Raw genomic sequence first — 19,434 nt, 5'->3', positions numbered from 1 at the left:
TGGTCAGTTTGCGTCTCGTCCTTATTGCTCATGGAGTACTGCCTTTGAATGCGACGACCATCAACAGCCTGTTCTTGATCGGCGCGTTGCTGGTGGGTGCGAGCATTCTGGTGAGTTCTCTTTCGTCCCGCCTGGGGATCCCGATTCTGGTGATCATCCTGGCCGTGGGCATGGTCGCCGGCGTCGACGGCGGCGGCATCATCTTCGACAACTACCCGACCGCCTACCTGGTGGGCAACCTCGCACTGGCCGTGATCCTGCTCGACGGTGGCCTGCGCACACGGGTGGCGAGTTTCCGCGTAGCACTCTGGCCGGCGTTGTCGCTGGCCACGGTGGGAGTATTGATTACCACCGGCCTCACCGGCATGGCCGCCGCCTGGTTGTTCAACCTCAATATCATCCAGGGCCTGCTGATCGGCGCCATCGTCGGCTCCACGGACGCCGCGGCGGTGTTCTCGTTGCTCGGCGGCAAGGGCCTGAACGAACGGGTCACCGCCAGCCTGGAAATCGAGTCCGGCAGCAACGACCCGATGGCGGTGTTCCTTACTGTCACCCTCATCGACATGCTCGCCAGCGGCCAGACCGGCCTGCACTGGAGCCTGCTGACCCACCTGGTGCGCGAGTTCGGCATCGGGGGCATCGTCGGCCTGGGCGGCGGCTGGCTGATGCTGCAGATGGTCAACCGCATCAACCTGGCCACCGGCCTGTACCCGATCCTGGTGATCGCCGGCGGCCTGGTGGTGTTCGCGCTGACCAACGCCCTGCACGGCAGCGGCTTCCTCGCCGTGTACCTGTGCGGCCTGGTGATCGGCAACCGCCCGGTGCGCAGCCGCCACGGCATTCTGCATATGCTCGACGGCATGGCCTGGCTGGCACAGATCGGCATGTTTTTGGTGCTGGGCCTGCTGGTCACGCCCCATGACCTGCTGCCGATTGCCCTGCCGGCGCTGGGCCTGGCGCTGTGGATGATCCTATTTGCGCGACCGCTGTCGGTGATGGTCGGCCTGCTGCCGTTCAAGGCGTTCCACGGTCGCGAAAAAGCCTTTATCGCCTGGGTAGGCCTGCGCGGCGCGGTCCCGATCATTTTGGCGGTGTTCCCGCTGATGGCCGGCCTGCCCCACGCACAGCTGTACTTCAACCTGGCGTTCTTTATCGTGCTGGTCTCCCTGCTGGTGCAAGGCACCAGCCTGCCGTGGGTGGCCAAGCTGCTGAAAGTGACCGTACCGCCAGACCCGGCGCCGATCTCCCGCGCAGCCCTGGAAGTGCACGTCACCAGCGAGTGGGAGCTGTTCGTCTACCGCCTGGGTGCGGAAAAATGGTGCATCGGTGCGGCCCTGCGCGAGCTGAAAATGCCCGAAGGCACTCGGATCGCGGCACTGTTTCGTGGCCAGCAACTGCTCCATCCGTCGGGTAGTACGGTGCTGGAAGTCGGCGATTTGCTCTGCGTGATCGGCCACGAACACAACCTGCCGGCCCTGGGCAAACTGTTCAGCCAGGCCCCGCAACGGGGTCTGGACCTGCGCTTCTTCGGCGACTTCGTACTCGAAGGCGACGCCCAGCTGGGCGCGGTTTCAGCCTTGTACGGCTTGAAGCTGGAGGGCATCGACCCGGACATGCCATTGAGCAGTTTCATTACCCAGAAAGTCGGCGGCGCGCCCATCGTCGGCGACCAGGTGGAATGGAACAACACCATCTGGACCGTCGCGGTCATGGACGGGAACAAGATCGGCAAAGTCGGCGTCAGATTCCCCGAAGGAAGTCGCCCGGGCCCCGGACTCTTCCTCTAAACTGCGGAGCGACAATTCGCTCCCTTTTCTTCATTTTGCTCGACCGGTCTCTATGCCAACCCTGCGCACGTTTCTCGCCACTGCCCTGCTGGGCCTGACCCTTTGTGTCGGCACCGTTCACGCGGCCGACCCGCCCAGCGCCGACGCTATCCAGCAAACCCTGGACAAGCTGCCCGACCGCAAGCTGCCCGACGCCGACATGAAGGCGCTGCAGACCATCCTGCAGCAGACCCTGACGTACCTGGGCAACAAGCAGGATTACGAGCAGCGCCTGGTCGACCTCAAGCGCCAGCTGGAAGATGCGCCGCGCCAGACCACCGAGAACCAGCGGGAGTTGGTAAGGCTCAAGGCCACCAAAGTCATTCCCGTCGCCCAGCGCTATGCCACCCTGCCGGTGCCACAGCTCGAACAATTGCTGGTGCAGCGCACCACCCAGCAAGGCGACCTGCAAAAAGACCTGGCCGACGCCAACAGCCTGACCATCGCCGCGCAGACCCGCCCGGAACGCGCCCAGACCGAAATCAGCAGCAGCCAGACCCGCATCCTGCAGATCAACTCGATCCTCAAGGTCGGCAAGGACAACGGCAAAACCCTCAGCGGCGACCAGCGCAACCAGCTCAACGCCGAACTCGCCGCGCTCAACGCGCTAATCCCACTGCGCCGCCAGGAACTGGCCGGCAACAGCCAACTGCAAGACCTGGGCAACAGCCAGCATGACCTGGTGGTGGAAAAAACCGCGCGCCTGGAACAAGAGATCCAGGACCTGCAAACCCTGATCAACCAGAAACGCCTGGCCCAGTCCCAACAGACCGTGACCCAACAGTCCATCGAGGCGCAAAAGGCCGGGGGCAGCAGCCTGTTGGCCACCGAAAGCGCGGCCAACCTGAAGCTGTCCGACTACCTGCTCAAAAGCACCGACCGCCTCAACGACCTGACCCAGAAGAACCTGCAGACCAAGCAGCAACTGGACACCGTGACCCAGAGCGATTCGGCCCTGGACGAGCAGATCAACGTGCTCAAGGGCAGCCTGCTGCTGTCCAAGATCCTCTACAAGCAGAAGCAGGCCCTGCCGCGCCTCACCGTGGACCGCGACCTGGCGGACGACATTGCCAACATTCGCCTGTACCAGTTCGAGGTCAACCAGCAACGCGAGCTGATCAGTTCGCCCAGTACCTATGTGGATAACCTGCTGGCCAACCAGCCACCGGATGACGTGACCCCGCAATTGCGCCGCACCCTGCTGGAACTGGCGATCACCCGCAGCGACCTGCTGGAGCGCCTGAGCCGTGAACTGAGCGCACTGCTCAATGAATCCATCACCTTGCAGCTCAACCAGAAACAATTGCTCAGCACCGCCACCACCCTGCGAGCGACGCTGGATGAGCAGATGTTCTGGATCCCCAGCAACAAGCCACTGGACACCGAGTGGCTGGAAACCGTGCCGGCGCACCTGAGCAAACAGGTCACCACCCTGCCCTGGGCCTCCAGTGTCAGCGAACTGTATGACGGCCTGACCCAGCGCCCACTGCTGTTCCTGCCACTGTTGCTGTTGATAGGTGCACTGTTGTGGCGGCGCAAGAACCTGTATCAGCGCCTGAACAAGGTCCACCAGGACATCGGCCACTTCAAGCGCGACAGCCAGTGGCATACGCCCCAGGCCATCCTGATCAACATCCTGCTGGCCATGCCGGTGGCCCTGGGCCTGGCACTGTGCGGCTACGCGCTGCAGATCGACGCCCGTGGGCAAAACGCCAACCTGGGCGCAGCGCTGCTGCAGATCGCCCAGGCGTGGATGGTGTTCTACACCGCCTACCGCATCCTCGCGCCGGGCGGCGTGGCCGAACTGCACTTCCGTTGGGAAAAACCCCAGGTCGAATTCCTGCAAGGCTGGGTGCGCAAGCTCGGCCTGGTGGTGCTGGCCCTGGTGGCCGTGGTAGCCATCGCCGAGCACCAACCGGCTGCACTGGCCGACGACGTGCTGGGCATCGGCGTGGTGCTGACCTGCTACGCACTGATGGCCTGGCTGCTGGGTCGCTTGCTGCTAAACAGCCCGACCCACGAAAAAGCCTCGTTGTTCCGCAAGGCCGTGGGCCTGCTGTTTACCGCCCTGCCCATCGCGCTGTTCGTCGCCGTGTGCTTCGGCTACTACTACACCGCGCTCAAGCTCAGCGACCGCTTGATCAATACCCTGTACCTGCTGATGTTCTGGCTGGTGATCGAAGCCACCTTCGTACGTGGCCTGGGCGTCGCCGCACGGCGCCTGGCTTATGCCCGCGCCCTGGCCAAGCGCCAGGCGGCCAAGGAAGCCGGCGACGGTGAAGCGGTGATCGAAGAACCGACCCTGGACATCGAGCAGGTCAACGAACAGTCCATGCGCCTGATCCGCCTGGCCTTGCTCGGCGGCTTTATCGCGGCGCTGTATTGGGTATGGAAAGACCTGATCACGGTGTTCTCCTACCTGGACAACGTGACCCTCTACGAATACACCAGCGGCACCGGCGCCAACATCAGCATGGTGCCGATCAGCATCGGCGACTTGCTCGGCGCGTCGATCATCGTCGGCATCACCTTTGCCCTGGCGCGCAACTTGCCAGGCTTGCTGGAAGTGTTGGTGCTGTCCAAGCTGGACCTGGCCCAGGGCAGCGCCTACGCGACCACCACGTTGCTGTCCTATGTGATTGCCGGCGTGGGCTTCGTGTCCACCCTGTCCACCCTCGGCGTGAGCTGGGACAAGCTGCAATGGCTGGTGGCGGCGCTGTCGGTGGGCTTGGGCTTCGGCATGCAGGAGATCTTCGCCAACTTCATCTCCGGCATCATGATCCTGTTCGAACGCCCGGTGCGCATCGGCGACACCATCACCATCGGCAACCTGTCCGGCACCGTGAGCAAGATCCGCATCCGCGCCACCACCATCACCGACTTCGACCGCAAGGACATCATTGTCCCGAACAAGACCTTCATCACCGGGCAGTTGATCAACTGGTCGCTGACCGACACCATCACCCGCGTCACCCTCAAGCTGGGTGTGGACTATGGCTCCGACCTGGACCGCGTGAAGGAACTGCTGCTCAAGGCCGCCCGCGACAACCCGCGTGTGCTCAAAGAGCCGGAACCTCATGTGTACTTCCTCAACTTCGGCGAAAGCACCCTCGACCACGAACTGCGCATGCACGTACGTGACCTGGGCGACCGCAACCCGGTGATCGACGAAGTGAACCGCTTTATCAACCGTGAGTTCAAGAAAGAGCACATCAACATTTCGTTCCGCCAGATGGAGGTCTACCTCAAGAACCTCCACGGCCAGGAATACAAGCTGGTGGAAGTCGACACCCCGGCCAAGCCCGCCAACGACGGCGGCGTGCAGGAACCACCGCCGAGCAAACTCGACTAACCGCGCTATCCCCAGCAGAATGCTCGGACATTCTGCTGGAGATGGCCGGTGAAAGCCCTCGACGAACTGACCTTCGACAACCGCTTCGCACGCCTGGGCGACGCGTTCTCGACCCATGTACTGCCTGAACCCCTCGACAACCCGCGCCTGGTCGTGGCGAGTGAGGCCGCCATGGCCCTGCTCGACCTTGACCCGGCTGTTGCCGAAACACCGGTATTTGCCGAACTGTTTGGTGGCCACAAGCTCTGGGCCGAGGCGGAACCGCGGGCGATGGTCTATTCCGGGCATCAGTTCGGCGGCTACACCCCGCAACTGGGCGATGGCCGTGGGTTGTTGCTGGGCGAGGTATACAACGCGGCCGGCGAGCACTGGGACTTGCACCTCAAGGGCGCCGGCATGACGCCTTACTCGCGTATGGGCGATGGCCGCGCCGTGTTGCGCTCCTCGATCCGCGAGTTCCTCGCCTCCGAAGCACTGCATGCACTGGGCATCCCCAGCAGCCGGGCGTTGTGCGTGATCGGCTCCGACACCCCGGTATGGCGCGAGAAACAGGAACGCGGCGCGATGGTGCTGCGCATGGCGCCCAGCCATGTCCGCTTCGGGCACTTCGAGTATTTCTACTACACCAAGAAACCCGAACAGCAGGCGCTTCTGGCCGAGCACGTATTGAACCTGCACTACCCCGAGTGCCGCGAACAGCCCGAGCCGTACCTGGCGATGTTCCGCGAAATCGTCGAGCGCAATGCCGAGCTGATTGCCAAGTGGCAGGCGTACGGTTTCTGCCACGGCGTGATGAACACCGACAACATGTCGATCCTGGGCATCACCTTCGACTTCGGGCCGTTTGCGTTTCTGGATGACTTTGACGCGCACTTCGTCTGCAACCATTCGGACCACGAAGGGCGCTATTCCTTCAGCAATCAAGTGCCAATCGGGCAGTGGAACCTCAGTGCGCTCGCTCAGGCGTTGACGCCATTCATCAGCGTCGACGCCCTGAAAGAAGCGCTGGGGCTGTACCTGCCGCTGTACCAGGCGAACTACCTGGACCTGATGCGCCGTCGCCTGGGGCTGACCACCGCCGAAGAGGATGACCAGCAGTTGGTGGAGCGGTTATTGAAGCTGATGCAGAACAGCGGCGTGGATTACACCCTGTTCTTCCGCCGCCTGGGGGATGAGTCGGCGGCGTTGGCCGTGGCACGGCTGCGCGATGACTTTGTCGACCTGGCCGGGTTTGACGCCTGGGCCGAGCAGTACAAGGCTCGCGTTGCACGGGACGGGGATTACAGCGAGAAACAGCGCCGTACACGGATGCAGGCGGTGAACCCGCTATATATCTTGCGCAACTACCTGGCGCAGAACGCTATCGCGGCTGCCGAGTCCGGGGATTACAGCGAGGTGCGGCGGCTGCATGAAGTGTTGAGCAAACCGTTTGAGGAGCAACCGGGGATGGAGCAGTACGCACAGCGGCCGCCGGATTGGGGCAAGCACCTGGAAATCAGCTGCTCCTCCTAACCCTGTAGTGAGCGGGCTTGCCCCGCGCTGGGTGGCGAAGCCGCCCCAAACTCAGGCACCTCGGTCCTTCTGAAACACGGCGGCGTCCTTATTGGGGCCGCTACGCAGCCCAGCGCGGGGCAAGCCCGCTCACTACAGCTTGATAAATACAGGCGCTGGCTCCAGATAGAGCCTATTGGCCATTTTCAGGAGCCTCACCATGTCCGAACCTCTTGTCATCCCCTGCCCCCATTGCAACGGCCTCAACCGCATCCCCGGCGAACGCCTGGGTGACGCGCCCAAGTGCGGACGCTGCAAGCAGCCGGTGTTACTGAACAAGCCGTTTGAACTGAAACAAGGCGACTACGCCAGCCAGATCAAGGGCGATTTGCCGCTGCTGGTGGATGTGTGGGCTGATTGGTGTGGGCCGTGTAAATCGTTCGCGCCGGTGTTTGAGCAGGCCGCTGGCCAGTTGGAGGGCAAGTGCCGGTTGGCCAAGCTCGACAGCGAGGCCAATCAGCAGCTTTCGGCGCAGTTGGGGATTCGCTCGATCCCTAGTTTGATTCTGTTCAAGAACGGCCGCGAAGTGGCTCGCCAGAGCGGGGCATTTCCGTTGCCACAACTGATGAGCTGGCTGCGTAGCCAAGGCGTTTAAACGCGATCAACTGTAGGAGCCGGCTTGCCGGCGATAGCGTTTTTGAGGCCGTCATCGCCGGCAAGCCGGCTCCTACAGGGGAATGGGTTGCCCTTGAGATCAGGCGTTTTCCAGCAGGTTATGCAACTCCACAAACTGCTGCGTAAGCTTGTGCCGTGGGTCCAGGTGGATCAGCGGCTTGCTTTCCTGGTGTGACTCGCGCATGCGCACGGAGCTGGCCAGGTACACCGGCAATACCGGCAAACCTTCTGCAATCAACTCATCAAGCATCTGCTGTGGCAGGCTCGCCCGGGCCTGGAACTGGTTGACCACAATGCCTTCCACTTCGAGGCCTTCGTTGTGGTCTTCCTTCAATTCTTCGATTTCCGCCAGTAGGCCATAGAGGGCCTGACGCGAAAAGCTGTCGCAATCGAAAGGGATCAGCACGCGATCAGCGGCAATCAGCGCCGATACCGCATAAAAATTCAACGCTGGCGGTGTATCCAGGTAAATCCGATCGTAATCCTCACTCAGATCATCCAGCAGCTTTCGCAGCTTGTTGATCTTGTGCTTGGCCTCGAGCTTGGGCTGCAGGTCTGCCAACTCCGGGGTCGCAGTGATGACGTGCAGGTTGTCGAACGGGGTTTCGTAGATATCAACCTTGTTCTTCTTGGAAAACGGCCCGGAAGACAGGGTTTGCTTGAAAAAATCCGCGATCCCCATGGGGATATCGTCGCCAGTCAAGCCAGTGAGGTACTGGGTTGAGTTGGCTTGTGCATCGAGGTCCACCAATAGGGTTCGATAACCTTCGCTGGCACTGACAGCCGCCAGGTTGCAGGCAATGCTGGACTTTCCAACGCCACCTTTCTGATTGAACACCACACGCCGCATGGAAAAACCTCCGTGTATCAATGAATGTCCGAGTGTAGAGGGCAAAAGCGCCTGATAGCTACCTCGTTCATCCATGCATTGCTGCATCAGCAGCCCCGTGCACGCGCTCTGTCATACGTCGCCGACACGTTAAAAGGAACGGTCCGACAATCCAGCCAGGCCCTTGGTAGAGGACAATCTGTAAATCTTTCCCTCCAAATTGTAATCAGCCGTGAACAATTCTTTACCAAAGTTTGCTAGAACCCCACGGCACCGGGATAATGCGCGCCATTCGGCTATTGCTCCCTGTCCCGGTATTCGGGGCCAAAAGCCGCACATGGAAGCCCGCAGGGGCGGGATAACGTCTCAGTGATCACTTTCAACATCGCCCAATGGCGCGCCTGGGCCCCTGGGCTCGAAAGCGCGGACGACTGGCACGCCTGGTGCCGGAACCCGGTGTTGCTGCAAGACAGCCAAGCCTGCCCCGACGTGTCGTTCCTGCCAGCTATGCAGCGCCGCCGCCTGAGCCGCCTGGCCCGCATGGCGTTCAGCGTGGGCTGGCCACTGGCCGACGGCCTGCTGAACCTGCCGCTGGTGTTCATTTCCCGCCACGGCGAAACCCCACGCACCCTCGACATCCTCACGGACCTGGCCAACGACCAGCCGCTGTCGCCGACCCAGTTCAGCCTCTCGGTGCATAACGCGGTGATCGGCCTCTGGTCGATCCTGCGCAACGAAACCAGCGAAATGACCGCCCTCGCCGCCGCAGGCGACGGCCTGGAACACGGCATGCTGGAGGCCGCCGCCCTGCTCAACGACGGCGCCCCGGCCGTCTTGCTGGTGATCACCGAAGAACAGCCGCCCGAGGCCTATGCCAGTTGGATCCACGATGTGCCGTTCCCCTACGCCCTCGGCCTGCTGCTCACACCGGGCGACGAGTGGCAGCTGGAACTCGGCACTGGCACTGTCCAACCCACTCAAGCCCAGTGGCCCCACGCCCTGAACCTGCTGCGCACCCTGCTCACCGAACAGGTCGCCTGCCAACATGCCTGGAAGAACCGTGTATGGAACTGGCAACGCAAGCCCTGAACGAGAAACCACGGGACGCCTACTATTGGCGCCTGTTCGCGACCGCTGCCAGCTTCTTCCTGTTCGGCGTCGGCGGGCTGTGCCTGCGTTTGCTGGTGTTCCCGCTGCTCAGTTGCCTGCCGGGGGACGCTGCAAAACATCGAAGCCGCGCCCGCCACACGATCAGTTGGCTGTTCTGGCTGTTCATCCGCCTGATGCAGCGCGCCGGCGTGTTGACCTACAGCGTCGAAGGCGCGGAAAACCTCGGCCGCCCGGGCCAGATGATCATTGCCAACCACCCGTCGCTGATCGACGTGGTGTTCCTGATCGGCCTGGTGCGCCAGGCCAACTGCGTGGTCAAGCAGAGTTTGTGGCAGAACCCCTTTACCCGCGGCCCCGTGCGCGAGGCCGGCTATATCAGCAACGACGGCAGCGCCGAGATGCTCGACGCCGCCGCCGACGCCCTGCTCACGGGCCAGACCCTGATCATCTTTCCCGAAGGCACCCGCACCACGCCCGGCGCAGCGCCTGCCTTTCATCGTGGCGGTGCCGCCATCGCGCTGCGGGGTGCGACAATCATCACCCCCGTGGTGATCAAGGTCAGCCCCACGACGCTGACCAAGGCCGAACCCTGGTATCGCATCCCAAAATGCCGCGTGCACTTCAGTTTGCGGGTGGGTGCCGATATAGAACCACAGGCGTTCGCCGCAATGGGCCCCGCGCCCCAGGCTTCACGCAAGCTCAACGATTACCTGCATCACTATTTTATTAAGGAGCTCGCCGAAGATGAGCGACAGACACCGCCTTGAGCACGACATAAAGACGCTGATCATCGAGGCCCTGGGCCTGGAAGACATCAGCGCCGACGACATCGGCAGCGAGCAGACCCTGTTCGGCGAAGGCCTGGGCCTGGATTCGGTAGACGCCCTGGAGTTGGGCCTGGCGATCCAGAAAAAGTACGGCATCAAGATCGATGCCGACGCCAAGGACACTCGCAATCACTTCACCAACGTGGCCAGCCTCGCGGCATTCGTCACGGCCAGACAGGCAGCTTGAGACCGGACCATGCAAACTCGTGACGATATTTTCAACACCCTGCGCGATGCCTTGGTGGAACTGTTTGAACTGCCTCCGGAACGCGTCACCCTTGACGCCAACCTGTACCAGGACCTGGAAATCGACAGCATTGATGCCGTGGACTTGATCGACCATATCAAGCGCCAGACCGGCAAGAAGATCGCCGCCGAAGAATTCAAGGCCGTGCGCACCGTGAACGACGTGGTTGAGGCGGTGTACCGTCTGGTCCAGCCTGCCGCATGAGCCGGCTGATCGGCCTGGGCTTGCTGCTGGCGGGCCTGCTGTACCCCTTTGCGGTGTATTACGGCACCGAGCACTTCGCACCGTGGCAATTCGGCCTGCTGCTGGGCAGCCTGTGGCTGTTGCGCGCGCTTATCGGCGCACGCCGCCCCGGCAGCCGCTGGATGGCCGTGGCGATCATCGTGTTCTGCCTGCTACTGGCCTGGTTCGACAACCCGCACCTGCTGCGCTGGTACCCGAGCCTGGTCAGCGCGTTCATGTTGTCGCTGTTCGGCTTGAGCCTCAAATACGGCCCGCCGATGGTGGAGCGCCTGGCACGCATGACCGACCCGGTGCTGCCACCCCACGCCATCGTGTACACCCGCCAGGTTACGGTGGTGTGGAGTGTGTTCTTTCTGTGTAATGGCCTGCTCGCCGCCGCCCTCACCCTGTGGGCGCCGCTGAGCTGGTGGACGTTGTACAACGGCCTGATCGCCTACGGGTTGATGGGGCTGTTGTTTGCCGTGGAATGGCTGGTACGACAAAGGGTTCGAGGCCGCGTATGAATGGGTTGAAACTTGAGCACTTGCTGCTTGAGCCACTGGAACAGCGTCCGGTCACCACCGAACCTGACATGAATCATGCCCAGCTCTGGGCCCACGCCCTGAGCCTGGCTGCAGGCCTGCAAGCGCGCGGTATCCAACGCCTGGCCGTGTACCTGGAAGACGCCGGCCAGTTGGCGATTGCCCTGCTCGGCGCGTGGCGGGCCGGGGTCAGCGTACTGCTGCCTGCCGACCTGCAACCGCAGACCCGTCAACGTTGGGACGAGGCGGTCGACGGCTGGCTGACCGAAGCCGCCGACCTGGACGCGCTATACCAGGCACCCTTAAGCGCCGCCGCCCTTGACCTGGACGCCTGCCAACTGAGCCTGTGCACCTCCGGTTCCAGTGGCGAGCCCAAGCGCATCGACAAGACCCTGCGCCAACTGGCCAACGAAGTAGAGGCGCTGGAAACCCTGTGGGGCCCGGACCTCAAGCGCGCCTGCATCATCGGTAGCGTCGCCACGCAGCACATCTACGGCTTACTGTTCCGCGTGCTGTGGCCGTTGTGCGCCGGCCGCACCTTTGTACGCAAGCAACTGGCCTTCCCCGAAGACTTGCAGCGCGCCAGCCGCGAACACGCGCAGTTCGCCTGGGTCGCCAGCCCTGCGTTGCTCAAGCGCATGGGCGACAACCTCGACTGGCCGGCGCTGAGCCAGGTATCCCGGGTGTTTTCGTCGGGCGGCGCCTTGCCCGTTGAAGCGGCGGGCGAGCTTTACGACCGCTTGCAGCAATGGCCGACGGAAATCCTCGGCAGCTCCGAGACCGGCGGTATCGCCTGGCGCCAAGGTGCACAACCTTGGCAGCCGTTTGCCGACGTGGTGCTGAGCCAGGACGCCGACGGCGCCCTGCGTATCGCCTCCCCTTACCTGCCCGCCGGCCATGTCGAGCAGACCGCTGATGCTGCGCGCATTCACTCCGATGGCCGTTTCGAGCTGCTCGGGCGCCTGGACCGCATCGTCAAGCTGGAAGAAAAACGCATCTCCCTGCCCATGCTGGAACAGGCGTTGATAGCCCACCCATGGGTCGCCGACACCCGCCTGGGCGTGGTCCAGGAAAACCGCGCCTCCCTCGGCGCGCTGGTGGTACTCAGCGCCGACGGCCTGCACGCCTTGCGCAATCAGGGCCGTCGCGCCCTCACTCAAACCCTGCGCCAGCACTTGAGCCAGCATTGCGAGGCGCTGGCCTTGCCCCGTCGCTGGCGTTTGCTGCGCCAACTGCCGCTGAACAGCCAAGGCAAACTGCCCCAGGCGCAGGTCGAGGCGCTGTTGCTGGCACCCCGCCTGAAAGCCCCGGAAGTGCTGGAGCAGGTGGAATCCGATGGCGAATGGACCTTGCAACTCAGCGTCCCGCCGGACCTGGCCTATTTCAGCGGCCATTTCCCGGTCACCCCAGTATTGCCGGGCGTGGTGCAGGTGGAATGGGCGTTCAATCTGGGCCAGCAATTGCTCGACTTGCCTGCAACCTTCGCCGGGATGGAAGTGCTCAAGTTCCAGCAACTGGTGCGCCCGGGCGATGCGATCGAACTGCACCTGCGCTTCGACCAGGAACGCGGCAAGTTGTACTTTGCCTATCGCAATGGCGTCGCGGCCTGCTCCAGCGGGCGCATCGTGCTGGAGACACCAAGTGAATAGGCCTTTGTGGCGAGCGGGCTTGCATAACCCCTGCGCCCTGATCCCGGTCTACAACCACGAAGCCGCCGTGCCGGCCGTGGTCCACAGCCTGTTGGGCAGTGGGCTGCCGTGCCTGTTGGTCGATGACGGCAGCAGCCCGGCCTGCGCAGCGGTATTGGCACAGTTGGCCACCCTGGATAACGTCACCCTGCTGACGCTGCCCAGCAATCAGGGCAAAGGCGGCGCCGTCATGGCCGGCTTCCGCGAAGCCGCGCGCCTGGGCTACAGCCACGCCTTGCAAGTGGACGCCGACGGCCAGCACGACCTGCGCGAAGTCGAAACTTTCCTCGACACCTCACGCCGTCACCCCGATGCGATCATCTGCGGCTACCCCGAATACGACGACAGCGTGCCCAAGGGCCGCCTGTATGCGCGCTACCTGACCCACGTGTGGGTGTGGATCAACACCCTATCGCTGCAGATCCGCGATTCGATGTGTGGCTTTCGCGTGTACCCGCTGGCACCGGTGCTGGCGTTGATGGACTCGGCGTGCATCGGCACGCGCATGGATTTCGACTCGGACATCCTGGTGCGCCTGGCCTGGCGCAACCAGCCGATGCGCTGGCTGCCGACCCGGGTGCATTACCCCGCCGACGGTTTGTCGCACTTTCGCTTGTTCCGCGACAACGTGCGCATCTCGGCCATGCACACCCGGCTGTTCTTCGGCATGCTGGTGCGTGCGCCGATGATCCTGTGGCGACGGTGGCAAGCATGAGCGACAGCACCAAGCACTGGGCCGACCGCGAGGAGCGCGGCAGTTTCCTGTTGATGAAACTCACGGCCATCGCCGCCAAAGTGCTGGGCCGTCGCCTGCTGAGCCCGGTGCTCTACGGCATCGTGTTGTACTTCTTCGTGTTCGGTCGCACCGCACGCCAGAGCGCCTGGCAATACCAGCAGCGTCTGGCCGACTGGAGCGGGCAAGACGCGCTGCGCCCCACCCACACAAGCGTCTTTGGCCAGTTCATGGCCTTCGCCGATTCCTTACTCGACAAGCTCGACGTGTGGAACGGCAAGCTGCGCATCGAACAGATCGAAATCAACGACCCGGCGCAATTGCGCAACCAACTGCGCGGTGAGCGCGGGCAGATGCTGGTGGGCGCCCACTTGGGCAACCTCGAAGTGTGCCGCGCCCTCGCCGAGCTGGGCGAGCAGGTCACCATGAACGTGCTGGTGCACACCAAGCACGCCGAACAATTCAACCGCTTGCTGGGCGAAGCCGGAGCCACCCATCTGCGCCTGATCCAGGTCAGCGAGCTGGACCCGGCCACCATGCTGCTGCTCAGCCAGCGCCTGGACGAAGGCGAGTGGCTGGCCATCGCGGGTGACCGCGTGCCGCTGCATGGCGGACGCACGGTACACGTGGATTTCCTCGGGCACAGCGCCGCCTTCCCGCAAGGCCCGTGGTTGCTGGCCGGGTTGCTCAAATGCCCGGTGAACCTGCTGATGTGCCTGAAACACAATGGCCGCTATCGCCTGAGCATTGAGCCTTTCGCCGAATTGATCGAATGGAAGCGCACCACCCGCGAGCAGGTCATCGCTCAGTGGACCGAGCGCTACGCCGCCCGCCTGGGCCAGTTTTGCCTGGAAGCGCCCCAACAATGGTTCAACTTTTACCCTTTCTGGAAGACCGATGACGACGCATCTTGAGCCGGTAACCTTTGGCGAACGCCCCCTGCGCATTGAAGACGTGCTGGCCCTGGCCAACCGTCAGGCGCCTACCCGATTGCAGGGCGACGCGGCGTATCGCCAGCGCATCGCCAAGGGCGCGCAGTTCCTCGACTCGCTGCTGGACAAGGAAGGCGTGATTTACGGCGTGACCACCGGCTACGGCGACTCCTGCGTGGTGGCCGTGCCGTTGCAGCACGTCGAAGCGCTGCCGCGTCACCTGTACACCTTCCACGGTTGCGGCCTGGGCAAGTTGCTCGACGCCCAAGCCACCCGCGCGGTGCTGGCAGCGCGGCTGCAGTCACTGTGCCACGGCGTGTCCGGGGTGCGCGTGGAGCTGCTGGAGCGCCTGCACGCGTTCCTCGAACACGACGTGCTGCCGCTGATCCCGGAAGAAGGCTCGGTGGGCGCCAGCGGTGACCTGACGCCGCTGTCCTACGTGGCCGCGACCTTGTCCGGCGAGCGCGAAGTGATGTTCCGTGGCGAACGCCGCCAGGCGGCCGACGTGCACCGCGAACTGGGTTGGAACCCGCTGGTGTTGCGTCCCAAGGAAGCCCTGGCGTTGATGAACGGCACCGCGGTGATGACCGGCCTGGCCTGCCTGGCGTTTGCCCGTGCCGACTATCTGCTGCAACTGGCCACGCGCATCACCGCGTTGAACGTGGTGGCGCTGCAAGGCAACCCGGAACACTTCGATGAACGCCTGTTCGCCGCCAAGCCGCACCCGGGGCAGATGCAAGTGGCTGCCTGGCTGCGCAAGGACTTGGCCATCGACGCGCCGACCGCGCCGCTGCATCGCCTGCAAGACCGCTACTCGTTGCGTTGCGCACCGCACGTGCTGGGTGTGCTGGCCGACAGCCTGGGCTGGCTGCGTTCGTTCATCGAAACCGAACTGAACAGCGCCAACGACAACCCGATCATCGATGCCGAAGAAGAACGCGTGCTGCACGGCGGTCACTTCTACGGCGGCCACATCGCCTTCGCCATGGACAGCCTCAAGACCCTGGTGGCCAACGTGGCCGACCTGCTCGACCGCCAGCTCGCGCTGCTGGTGGACGTGCGTTACAACCACGGCCTGCCGAGCAACCTGTCCGGCGCGCCGGCCGACCGCGCGATGATCAACCACGGCTTCAAGGCCGTGCAGATCGGCACCAGCGCCTGGACCGCCGAAGCCCTGAAAAACACCATGCCGGCCAGCGTGTTCTCGCGCTCCACCGAATGCCATAACCAGGACAAAGTGAGCATGGGCACCATCGCCGCCCGCGATGCGATCCGTGTGCTGGAGCTGACCGAACAAGTCGCGGCCGCCACCCTGCTCGCCGCCAACCAAGGGGTGTGGCTGCGCGCCCAGGCCGACGACGCTCGCCCATTGCCTCCGGCCCTGGCCGCCATGCATGAAGAGCTTGCCAAAGACTTCCCGCCGGTGATCGAAGACCGCGCCCTGGAAGGCGAACTGCGTCTGTGCCTGCAACGCATTGCCGAACAACACTGGAGGCTGCATGCGTAGCCAGGGCGTGCTGCACTGCGACACTGAAATCCTCGTGCCTTTTTTCGACGTCGACACCATGAACGTCGTCTGGCACGGGCACTACGTGAAGTACCTGGAAGTGGCGCGCTGTGCGTTGCTGGACAAGCTCGGCCATAACTACACGGCGATGCTGGAATCCGGCTATGCGTGGCCGGTGATCGACATGCAGCTGCGCTACGTGCGCGGCGCCGTGTTCGGCCAGACGATCAACGTGCGCGCCAGCCTGGTGGAATGGGAGAACCGCTTGAAGGTCAATTACCTGATCACCGACCTGGCCAGTGGCGAGCGCTTGACCCGTGCCAGCACGGTGCAGGTCGCGGTTGAGGTCGCCAGTCGAGAGATGCAGCTGGTCTCCCCCAGAGTTTTCACCGACGCCGTAGAAAGGGCCTTGAAATGCTGACCACTGTGGGAGCGGCGGTGCGACGATTCGACTTGCTCGCGAAGATCGTCAACGATATCACTGTGTACCTGACACGCCGCAGCGCTCTCAGGTCATTCGCGAGCAAGCCCGCTCCCACATGGATCGCGTTTATTCTGCTGCTCAGCGTTGCAGGCACGGCCCACGCTTTTGACCTGCAGCAACTCAGCGATCAACTCGCCAAACCCTCCGTGATCCACGGTGCCTTCACCCAGGAAAAACACCTGCGTGCCCTGCCCCAGCCCCTGGTCAGCAAAGGCACCTTCGTGCTGGCCAAGGACCACGGCCTGCTCTGGCTGCTCAAGACCCCGCTGCAACAGGACTACCGCATCAGCGCCCAAGGCATTGCCCGCCGTGACGCCAATGGCTGGCAGTTGCTGCCAAACAAGAGCGCCGGCGCCGAGCAGAATCGCCTTTTCCTCGCCGTGCTCCAAGGCGACAGCAGTGGTTTGCAGCGTGATTTCGAGTTGCAGCTGCAAGGCGAAGCCAACGGGTGGAAGCTCACGCTGATCCCACGCTCGTTGCTGTTAAAACAGGTCTTCACCCAGATCAATATCGACGGCGGCGAGCTGGTGCAGAAGATCGAGCTGCTGGAAACCCAGGGCGACAGCACCGTGCTGCGCATGCAGGACAGCCGTGCCGACCAGCCCCTGAGCGATGCGGAGAAACACGACTTTGCCCAGTGAGCGTCTGCTACCGCGCCTGTTCCTGATCCTGCTGGTGGCCGTGCTGGCCCTGGCCGGCTGGCAGTGGCGCCATGGCGCGCCGTTGTCGGCCAACTTGATGGAACTGGTGCCGGGCAACACGCCGGACGCCTTGGAACAGCAAGCCGAACAGCGCATGCAGGAACCCCTGAACCGCGAGATGCTGGTGCTGGTCGGGCACGCCGACCGCCAACAAGCGGTGGCCGTGGCGCAGCAGTTAGGCGAGCGCTGGCAGGCCAGCGGGCTGTTTGAAAAAGTGCAGTGGAACCTGCAAGCCGACCTGCCGGCGCTGCGCGAGCAATTGCTGCGCGGGCGCCTGGCGATGCTCTCGGCCAAGGACCGCGAACAACTGATCGACCACCCCGACACGTTTATCCAGCAGCGCGTGCAAGCGCTGTTCGACCCCTTCACCGGGTTCAGCCTGGTGCCGAGCCAGGACGACTGGCTGGGTTTGACCGGGCGCATCCAGAACAGCCAGCCGCAGCACGGTTCAGTGCAACTGGACATTGGCAGCGGTGCCCTGATTGCCGATGCCGACGGTAAAAACTGGGTGCTGCTACGCGCGCGCACCACCGGCAATGCTTTCGATATGAAGCTGCCGCTGCAAGTGGCAGATTTGCTCAAGGCCAGCCGTGAACAGGCCAGCGGGCAAGGTGCGCAACTGCTCGCTGCCAGCGGCCTGTTGTATGCCGCCAATGGCCAACAGCAGGCCACGCGGGAAATCACCTGGGTCGGCGGCGGCGCCACCGTGGGCATTCTGTTATTGCTGTTGTTGGCGTTTCGTCGCTGGCGTGTGCTGCTGGCGTTTGTGCCGGTGCTGGTGGGCATGCTGTTTGGCGCGGTGGCCTGTGTGGCGCTGTTTGGCCACATGCATGTGATGACCTTGGTGCTGGGCTCGAGCCTGATTGGCGTGGCGGTGGATTACCCGCTGCATTACCTGTCCAAGAGCTGGAGCCTGCAGCCGTGGCGCAGTTGGCCGGCGCTGCGCATCACGCTGCCGGGGCTGAGCCTGAGCCTGGCCACCAGTTGCATCGGCTACCTGGCGCTGGCCTGGACGCCGTTCCCGGCGCTGACCCAGATCGCAGTGTTCTCCGCTGCCGGCCTGGTGGGCGCGTACTTGTCGGCGGTGTGCCTGTTGCCGGCCCTGCTCAAGGGCGTGGAACTGCGCCCGGCGCAATGGCCGCTGCGTATCGCCGAATGCCTGTGGCGGATGCGCACCTCGTTGCTCAAGCGCGTGCCAAGTTCGGTGTTGCTGGTGCTGGTGCTGCTGTTTTGCGCCGGTGGCTTGTGGCACTTGAACACCAAGAACGATATCCGCCAGTGGATCGGTGCCCCGCCGCAGTTGCTGCAAGAAGCGCAGGCCGTGGCGCGTATCACCGGATTCCAACCCACCAGCCAGTTTTTCCTGGTGCGGGCCGACAACCAGCAGCAGTTGCTGGAGCGTCAGGCCGCACTGGGCCAGCGCCTGGATCAGTTGGTGAACATGGACAAGCTCCAGGGCTACCTGGCGCTGAATCAACTGGTCAGCCTGCCCGCCGAGCAACAGCAACTGCGGGATGCGCTGAACGCATTGCCACAACACTGGCAACCGCTGCTCGACCTGGGCGTTCCTGCTGCGGCCTTGCAAGCCGAAGTCGCGCACCTGCAAGCGCTGCCCACCCAAGACATCGACGCCGCGCTGGCAGGCCCGCTCGCCGAGCCCTGGCGCACACTGTGGCTGGGCCAGGTGGACGGCGGCGTGGCCGCCATGGTCAGCCTGCAAGGCTTGAACAACCCCGCCTTGCTACGGGTGCAGGCAGTGGACTTGCCGGGAGTGCAATTGGTGGATCGCCTCGGTGATTTGAACCGGGTATTCGCCGACACGCAGATCAGCGCCGCCGAATTGAAGTTGATGTCGTGCGTACTGATCGTGTTGCTGCTGATCCTGCCCTTCGGTTTCGGCGGTGCCTTGCGCATCGTCGCACTGCCCTTGCTGGCCGCACTGTGCAGCCTGGCCAGCCTCGGCTGGCTGGGCCAACCGCTCACACTGTTCAGCCTGTTCGGCCTGCTGCTGGTCACCGCCATCAGCGTGGATTACGCGATCCTGATGCGCGAGCAGATCGGCGGCGCAGCGGTCAGCCTGCTGGGGACGCTGCTGGCCGCGCTGACCACCTGGCTGTCGTTCGGCCTGCTGGCGGTCTCAAGTACGCCAGCGGTGAGCAATTTCGGCCTGTCGGTCAGCCTGGGCCTGGCTTTCAGCTTTATGCTGGCGCCCTGGGCCGGCCATCAGAAGCACGCCTCATGAACCCGATTATCGCCAACGCGGCAAGG

The 19,434-nt window shown here is 63.5% G+C and carries 17 protein-coding genes; 16 read left to right on the top strand and 1 reads right to left on the bottom strand.

Features of this window, described 5'->3' with window-relative positions; genetic code table 11:
• The first annotated feature begins 44 nt into the window (after positions 1–44).
• From HX803_RS01475 to trxC, 4 genes are all read left to right on the top strand, one after another.
• Positions 45–1,787: a potassium/proton antiporter gene (locus tag HX803_RS01475; RefSeq protein WP_176997200.1), complete on the top strand. Its 1,743-nt coding sequence runs from the start codon at positions 45–47 to the stop codon at positions 1,785–1,787.
• Positions 1,788–1,839: 52 nt separating this feature from the next.
• Positions 1,840–5,178, top strand: coding sequence for a mechanosensitive channel MscK (gene mscK / locus HX803_RS01470; protein ID WP_176997201.1), 3,339 nt, complete (start codon positions 1,840–1,842; stop codon positions 5,176–5,178).
• 48 nt (positions 5,179–5,226) lie between these two features.
• A complete protein-coding gene (gene selO / locus HX803_RS01465; protein WP_178918617.1) occupies positions 5,227–6,690 on the top strand; it encodes a protein adenylyltransferase SelO in 1,464 nt (487 codons plus the stop codon).
• Between the two features lie 199 nt (positions 6,691–6,889).
• Positions 6,890–7,324: a thioredoxin TrxC gene (trxC, locus tag HX803_RS01460; RefSeq protein ID WP_034105847.1), complete on the top strand. Its 435-nt coding sequence runs from the start codon at positions 6,890–6,892 to the stop codon at positions 7,322–7,324.
• 99 nt (positions 7,325–7,423) lie between these two features.
• Here trxC and HX803_RS01455 read toward each other — a convergent pair whose 3' ends face one another.
• Positions 7,424–8,194: a ParA family protein gene (locus HX803_RS01455; protein WP_028615448.1), complete on the bottom strand. Its 771-nt coding sequence runs from the start codon at positions 8,192–8,194 to the stop codon at positions 7,424–7,426.
• Positions 8,195–8,542: 348 nt separating this feature from the next.
• Between HX803_RS01455 and HX803_RS01450 the strand changes: the two genes are divergently transcribed.
• Genes HX803_RS01450 through HX803_RS01395 form a run of 12 tightly spaced genes read left to right on the top strand, consistent with a single transcriptional unit; the run spans position 8,543 to position 19,408 of the window.
• Positions 8,543–9,262: a beta-ketoacyl synthase chain length factor gene (locus HX803_RS01450; protein WP_178918616.1), complete on the top strand. Its 720-nt coding sequence runs from the start codon at positions 8,543–8,545 to the stop codon at positions 9,260–9,262.
• On the top strand, positions 9,238–10,050 hold the full coding sequence (locus tag HX803_RS01445; RefSeq protein WP_178918615.1) for a 1-acyl-sn-glycerol-3-phosphate acyltransferase: 813 nt from the start codon (positions 9,238–9,240) through the stop codon (positions 10,048–10,050). The genes HX803_RS01450 and HX803_RS01445 overlap by 25 nt, the downstream gene beginning before the upstream one ends.
• Entirely contained in the window at positions 10,028–10,297 is a 270-nt protein-coding gene (locus HX803_RS01440) for a phosphopantetheine-binding protein (RefSeq protein ID WP_176997206.1), read from the top strand. Before HX803_RS01445 ends, HX803_RS01440 begins: the two co-directional genes overlap by 23 nt.
• A 9-nt stretch (positions 10,298–10,306) precedes the next feature.
• A complete protein-coding gene (locus HX803_RS01435) occupies positions 10,307–10,561 on the top strand; it encodes an acyl carrier protein (RefSeq protein WP_003187949.1) in 255 nt (84 codons plus the stop codon).
• Complete coding sequence (locus HX803_RS01430) at positions 10,558–11,103, top strand: hypothetical protein (protein WP_178918614.1); 546 nt, start codon at positions 10,558–10,560, stop codon at positions 11,101–11,103. The genes HX803_RS01435 and HX803_RS01430 overlap by 4 nt, the downstream gene beginning before the upstream one ends.
• The gene (locus HX803_RS01425) at positions 11,100–12,770 is read left to right on the top strand and encodes an acyl-CoA synthetase family protein (RefSeq protein WP_178918613.1); all 1,671 of its coding nucleotides are present in this window, start codon (positions 11,100–11,102) and stop codon (positions 12,768–12,770) included. The genes HX803_RS01430 and HX803_RS01425 overlap by 4 nt, the downstream gene beginning before the upstream one ends.
• Positions 12,771–12,789: 19 nt before the next feature.
• The gene (locus tag HX803_RS01420; RefSeq protein ID WP_178918706.1) at positions 12,790–13,524 is read left to right on the top strand and encodes a glycosyltransferase family 2 protein; all 735 of its coding nucleotides are present in this window, start codon (positions 12,790–12,792) and stop codon (positions 13,522–13,524) included.
• On the top strand, positions 13,521–14,456 hold the full coding sequence (locus HX803_RS01415) for a glycosyl transferase (protein WP_178918612.1): 936 nt from the start codon (positions 13,521–13,523) through the stop codon (positions 14,454–14,456). The genes HX803_RS01420 and HX803_RS01415 overlap by 4 nt, the downstream gene beginning before the upstream one ends.
• Positions 14,440–15,981 (top strand): histidine ammonia-lyase, encoded by a 1,542-nt coding sequence (hutH, locus tag HX803_RS01410; protein WP_178918611.1) that lies wholly within the window; start codon positions 14,440–14,442, stop codon positions 15,979–15,981. Before HX803_RS01415 ends, hutH begins: the two co-directional genes overlap by 17 nt.
• On the top strand, positions 15,974–16,402 hold the full coding sequence (locus tag HX803_RS01405; protein ID WP_178918610.1) for a thioesterase family protein: 429 nt from the start codon (positions 15,974–15,976) through the stop codon (positions 16,400–16,402). The genes hutH and HX803_RS01405 overlap by 8 nt, the downstream gene beginning before the upstream one ends.
• Positions 16,396–17,106, top strand: a complete 711-nt coding sequence (locus tag HX803_RS01400) for an outer membrane lipoprotein carrier protein LolA (protein WP_178918609.1) — start codon at positions 16,396–16,398, stop codon at positions 17,104–17,106. The genes HX803_RS01405 and HX803_RS01400 overlap by 7 nt, the downstream gene beginning before the upstream one ends.
• A complete protein-coding gene (locus HX803_RS01395) occupies positions 17,096–19,408 on the top strand; it encodes an MMPL family transporter (protein ID WP_178918608.1) in 2,313 nt (770 codons plus the stop codon). Before HX803_RS01400 ends, HX803_RS01395 begins: the two co-directional genes overlap by 11 nt.
• Positions 19,409–19,434 lie beyond the last annotated feature (26 nt).

This window comes from Pseudomonas sp. P7548 (assembly GCF_013386585.1).
Classification (GTDB): domain Bacteria; phylum Pseudomonadota; class Gammaproteobacteria; order Pseudomonadales; family Pseudomonadaceae; genus Aquipseudomonas.
Note: the sequence above shows the minus strand (reverse complement) of the source record. Positions and strands in the feature narration are given on the sequence as shown.

Excerpts from the sequence above, each read along its gene's own strand:
- mscK (WP_176997201.1), top strand. The coding sequence starts at position 1,840 with ATGCCAACCCTGCGCACGTTTCTCGCCACTGCCCTGCTGGGCCTGACC.
- trxC (WP_034105847.1), top strand. The coding sequence starts at position 6,890 with ATGTCCGAACCTCTTGTCATCCCCTGCCCCCATTGCAACGGCCTCAAC.
- HX803_RS01455 (WP_028615448.1), bottom strand. The coding sequence starts at position 8,194 with ATGCGGCGTGTGGTGTTCAATCAGAAAGGTGGCGTTGGAAAGTCCAGC.
- HX803_RS01445 (WP_178918615.1), top strand. The coding sequence starts at position 9,238 with ATGGAACTGGCAACGCAAGCCCTGAACGAGAAACCACGGGACGCCTAC.
- HX803_RS01440 (WP_176997206.1), top strand. The coding sequence starts at position 10,028 with ATGAGCGACAGACACCGCCTTGAGCACGACATAAAGACGCTGATCATC.
- HX803_RS01435 (WP_003187949.1), top strand. The coding sequence starts at position 10,307 with ATGCAAACTCGTGACGATATTTTCAACACCCTGCGCGATGCCTTGGTG.
- HX803_RS01430 (WP_178918614.1), top strand. The coding sequence starts at position 10,558 with ATGAGCCGGCTGATCGGCCTGGGCTTGCTGCTGGCGGGCCTGCTGTAC.
- HX803_RS01425 (WP_178918613.1), top strand. The coding sequence starts at position 11,100 with ATGAATGGGTTGAAACTTGAGCACTTGCTGCTTGAGCCACTGGAACAG.
- HX803_RS01415 (WP_178918612.1), top strand. The coding sequence starts at position 13,521 with ATGAGCGACAGCACCAAGCACTGGGCCGACCGCGAGGAGCGCGGCAGT.
- hutH (WP_178918611.1), top strand. The coding sequence starts at position 14,440 with ATGACGACGCATCTTGAGCCGGTAACCTTTGGCGAACGCCCCCTGCGC.
- HX803_RS01405 (WP_178918610.1), top strand. The coding sequence starts at position 15,974 with ATGCGTAGCCAGGGCGTGCTGCACTGCGACACTGAAATCCTCGTGCCT.
- HX803_RS01400 (WP_178918609.1), top strand. The coding sequence starts at position 16,396 with ATGCTGACCACTGTGGGAGCGGCGGTGCGACGATTCGACTTGCTCGCG.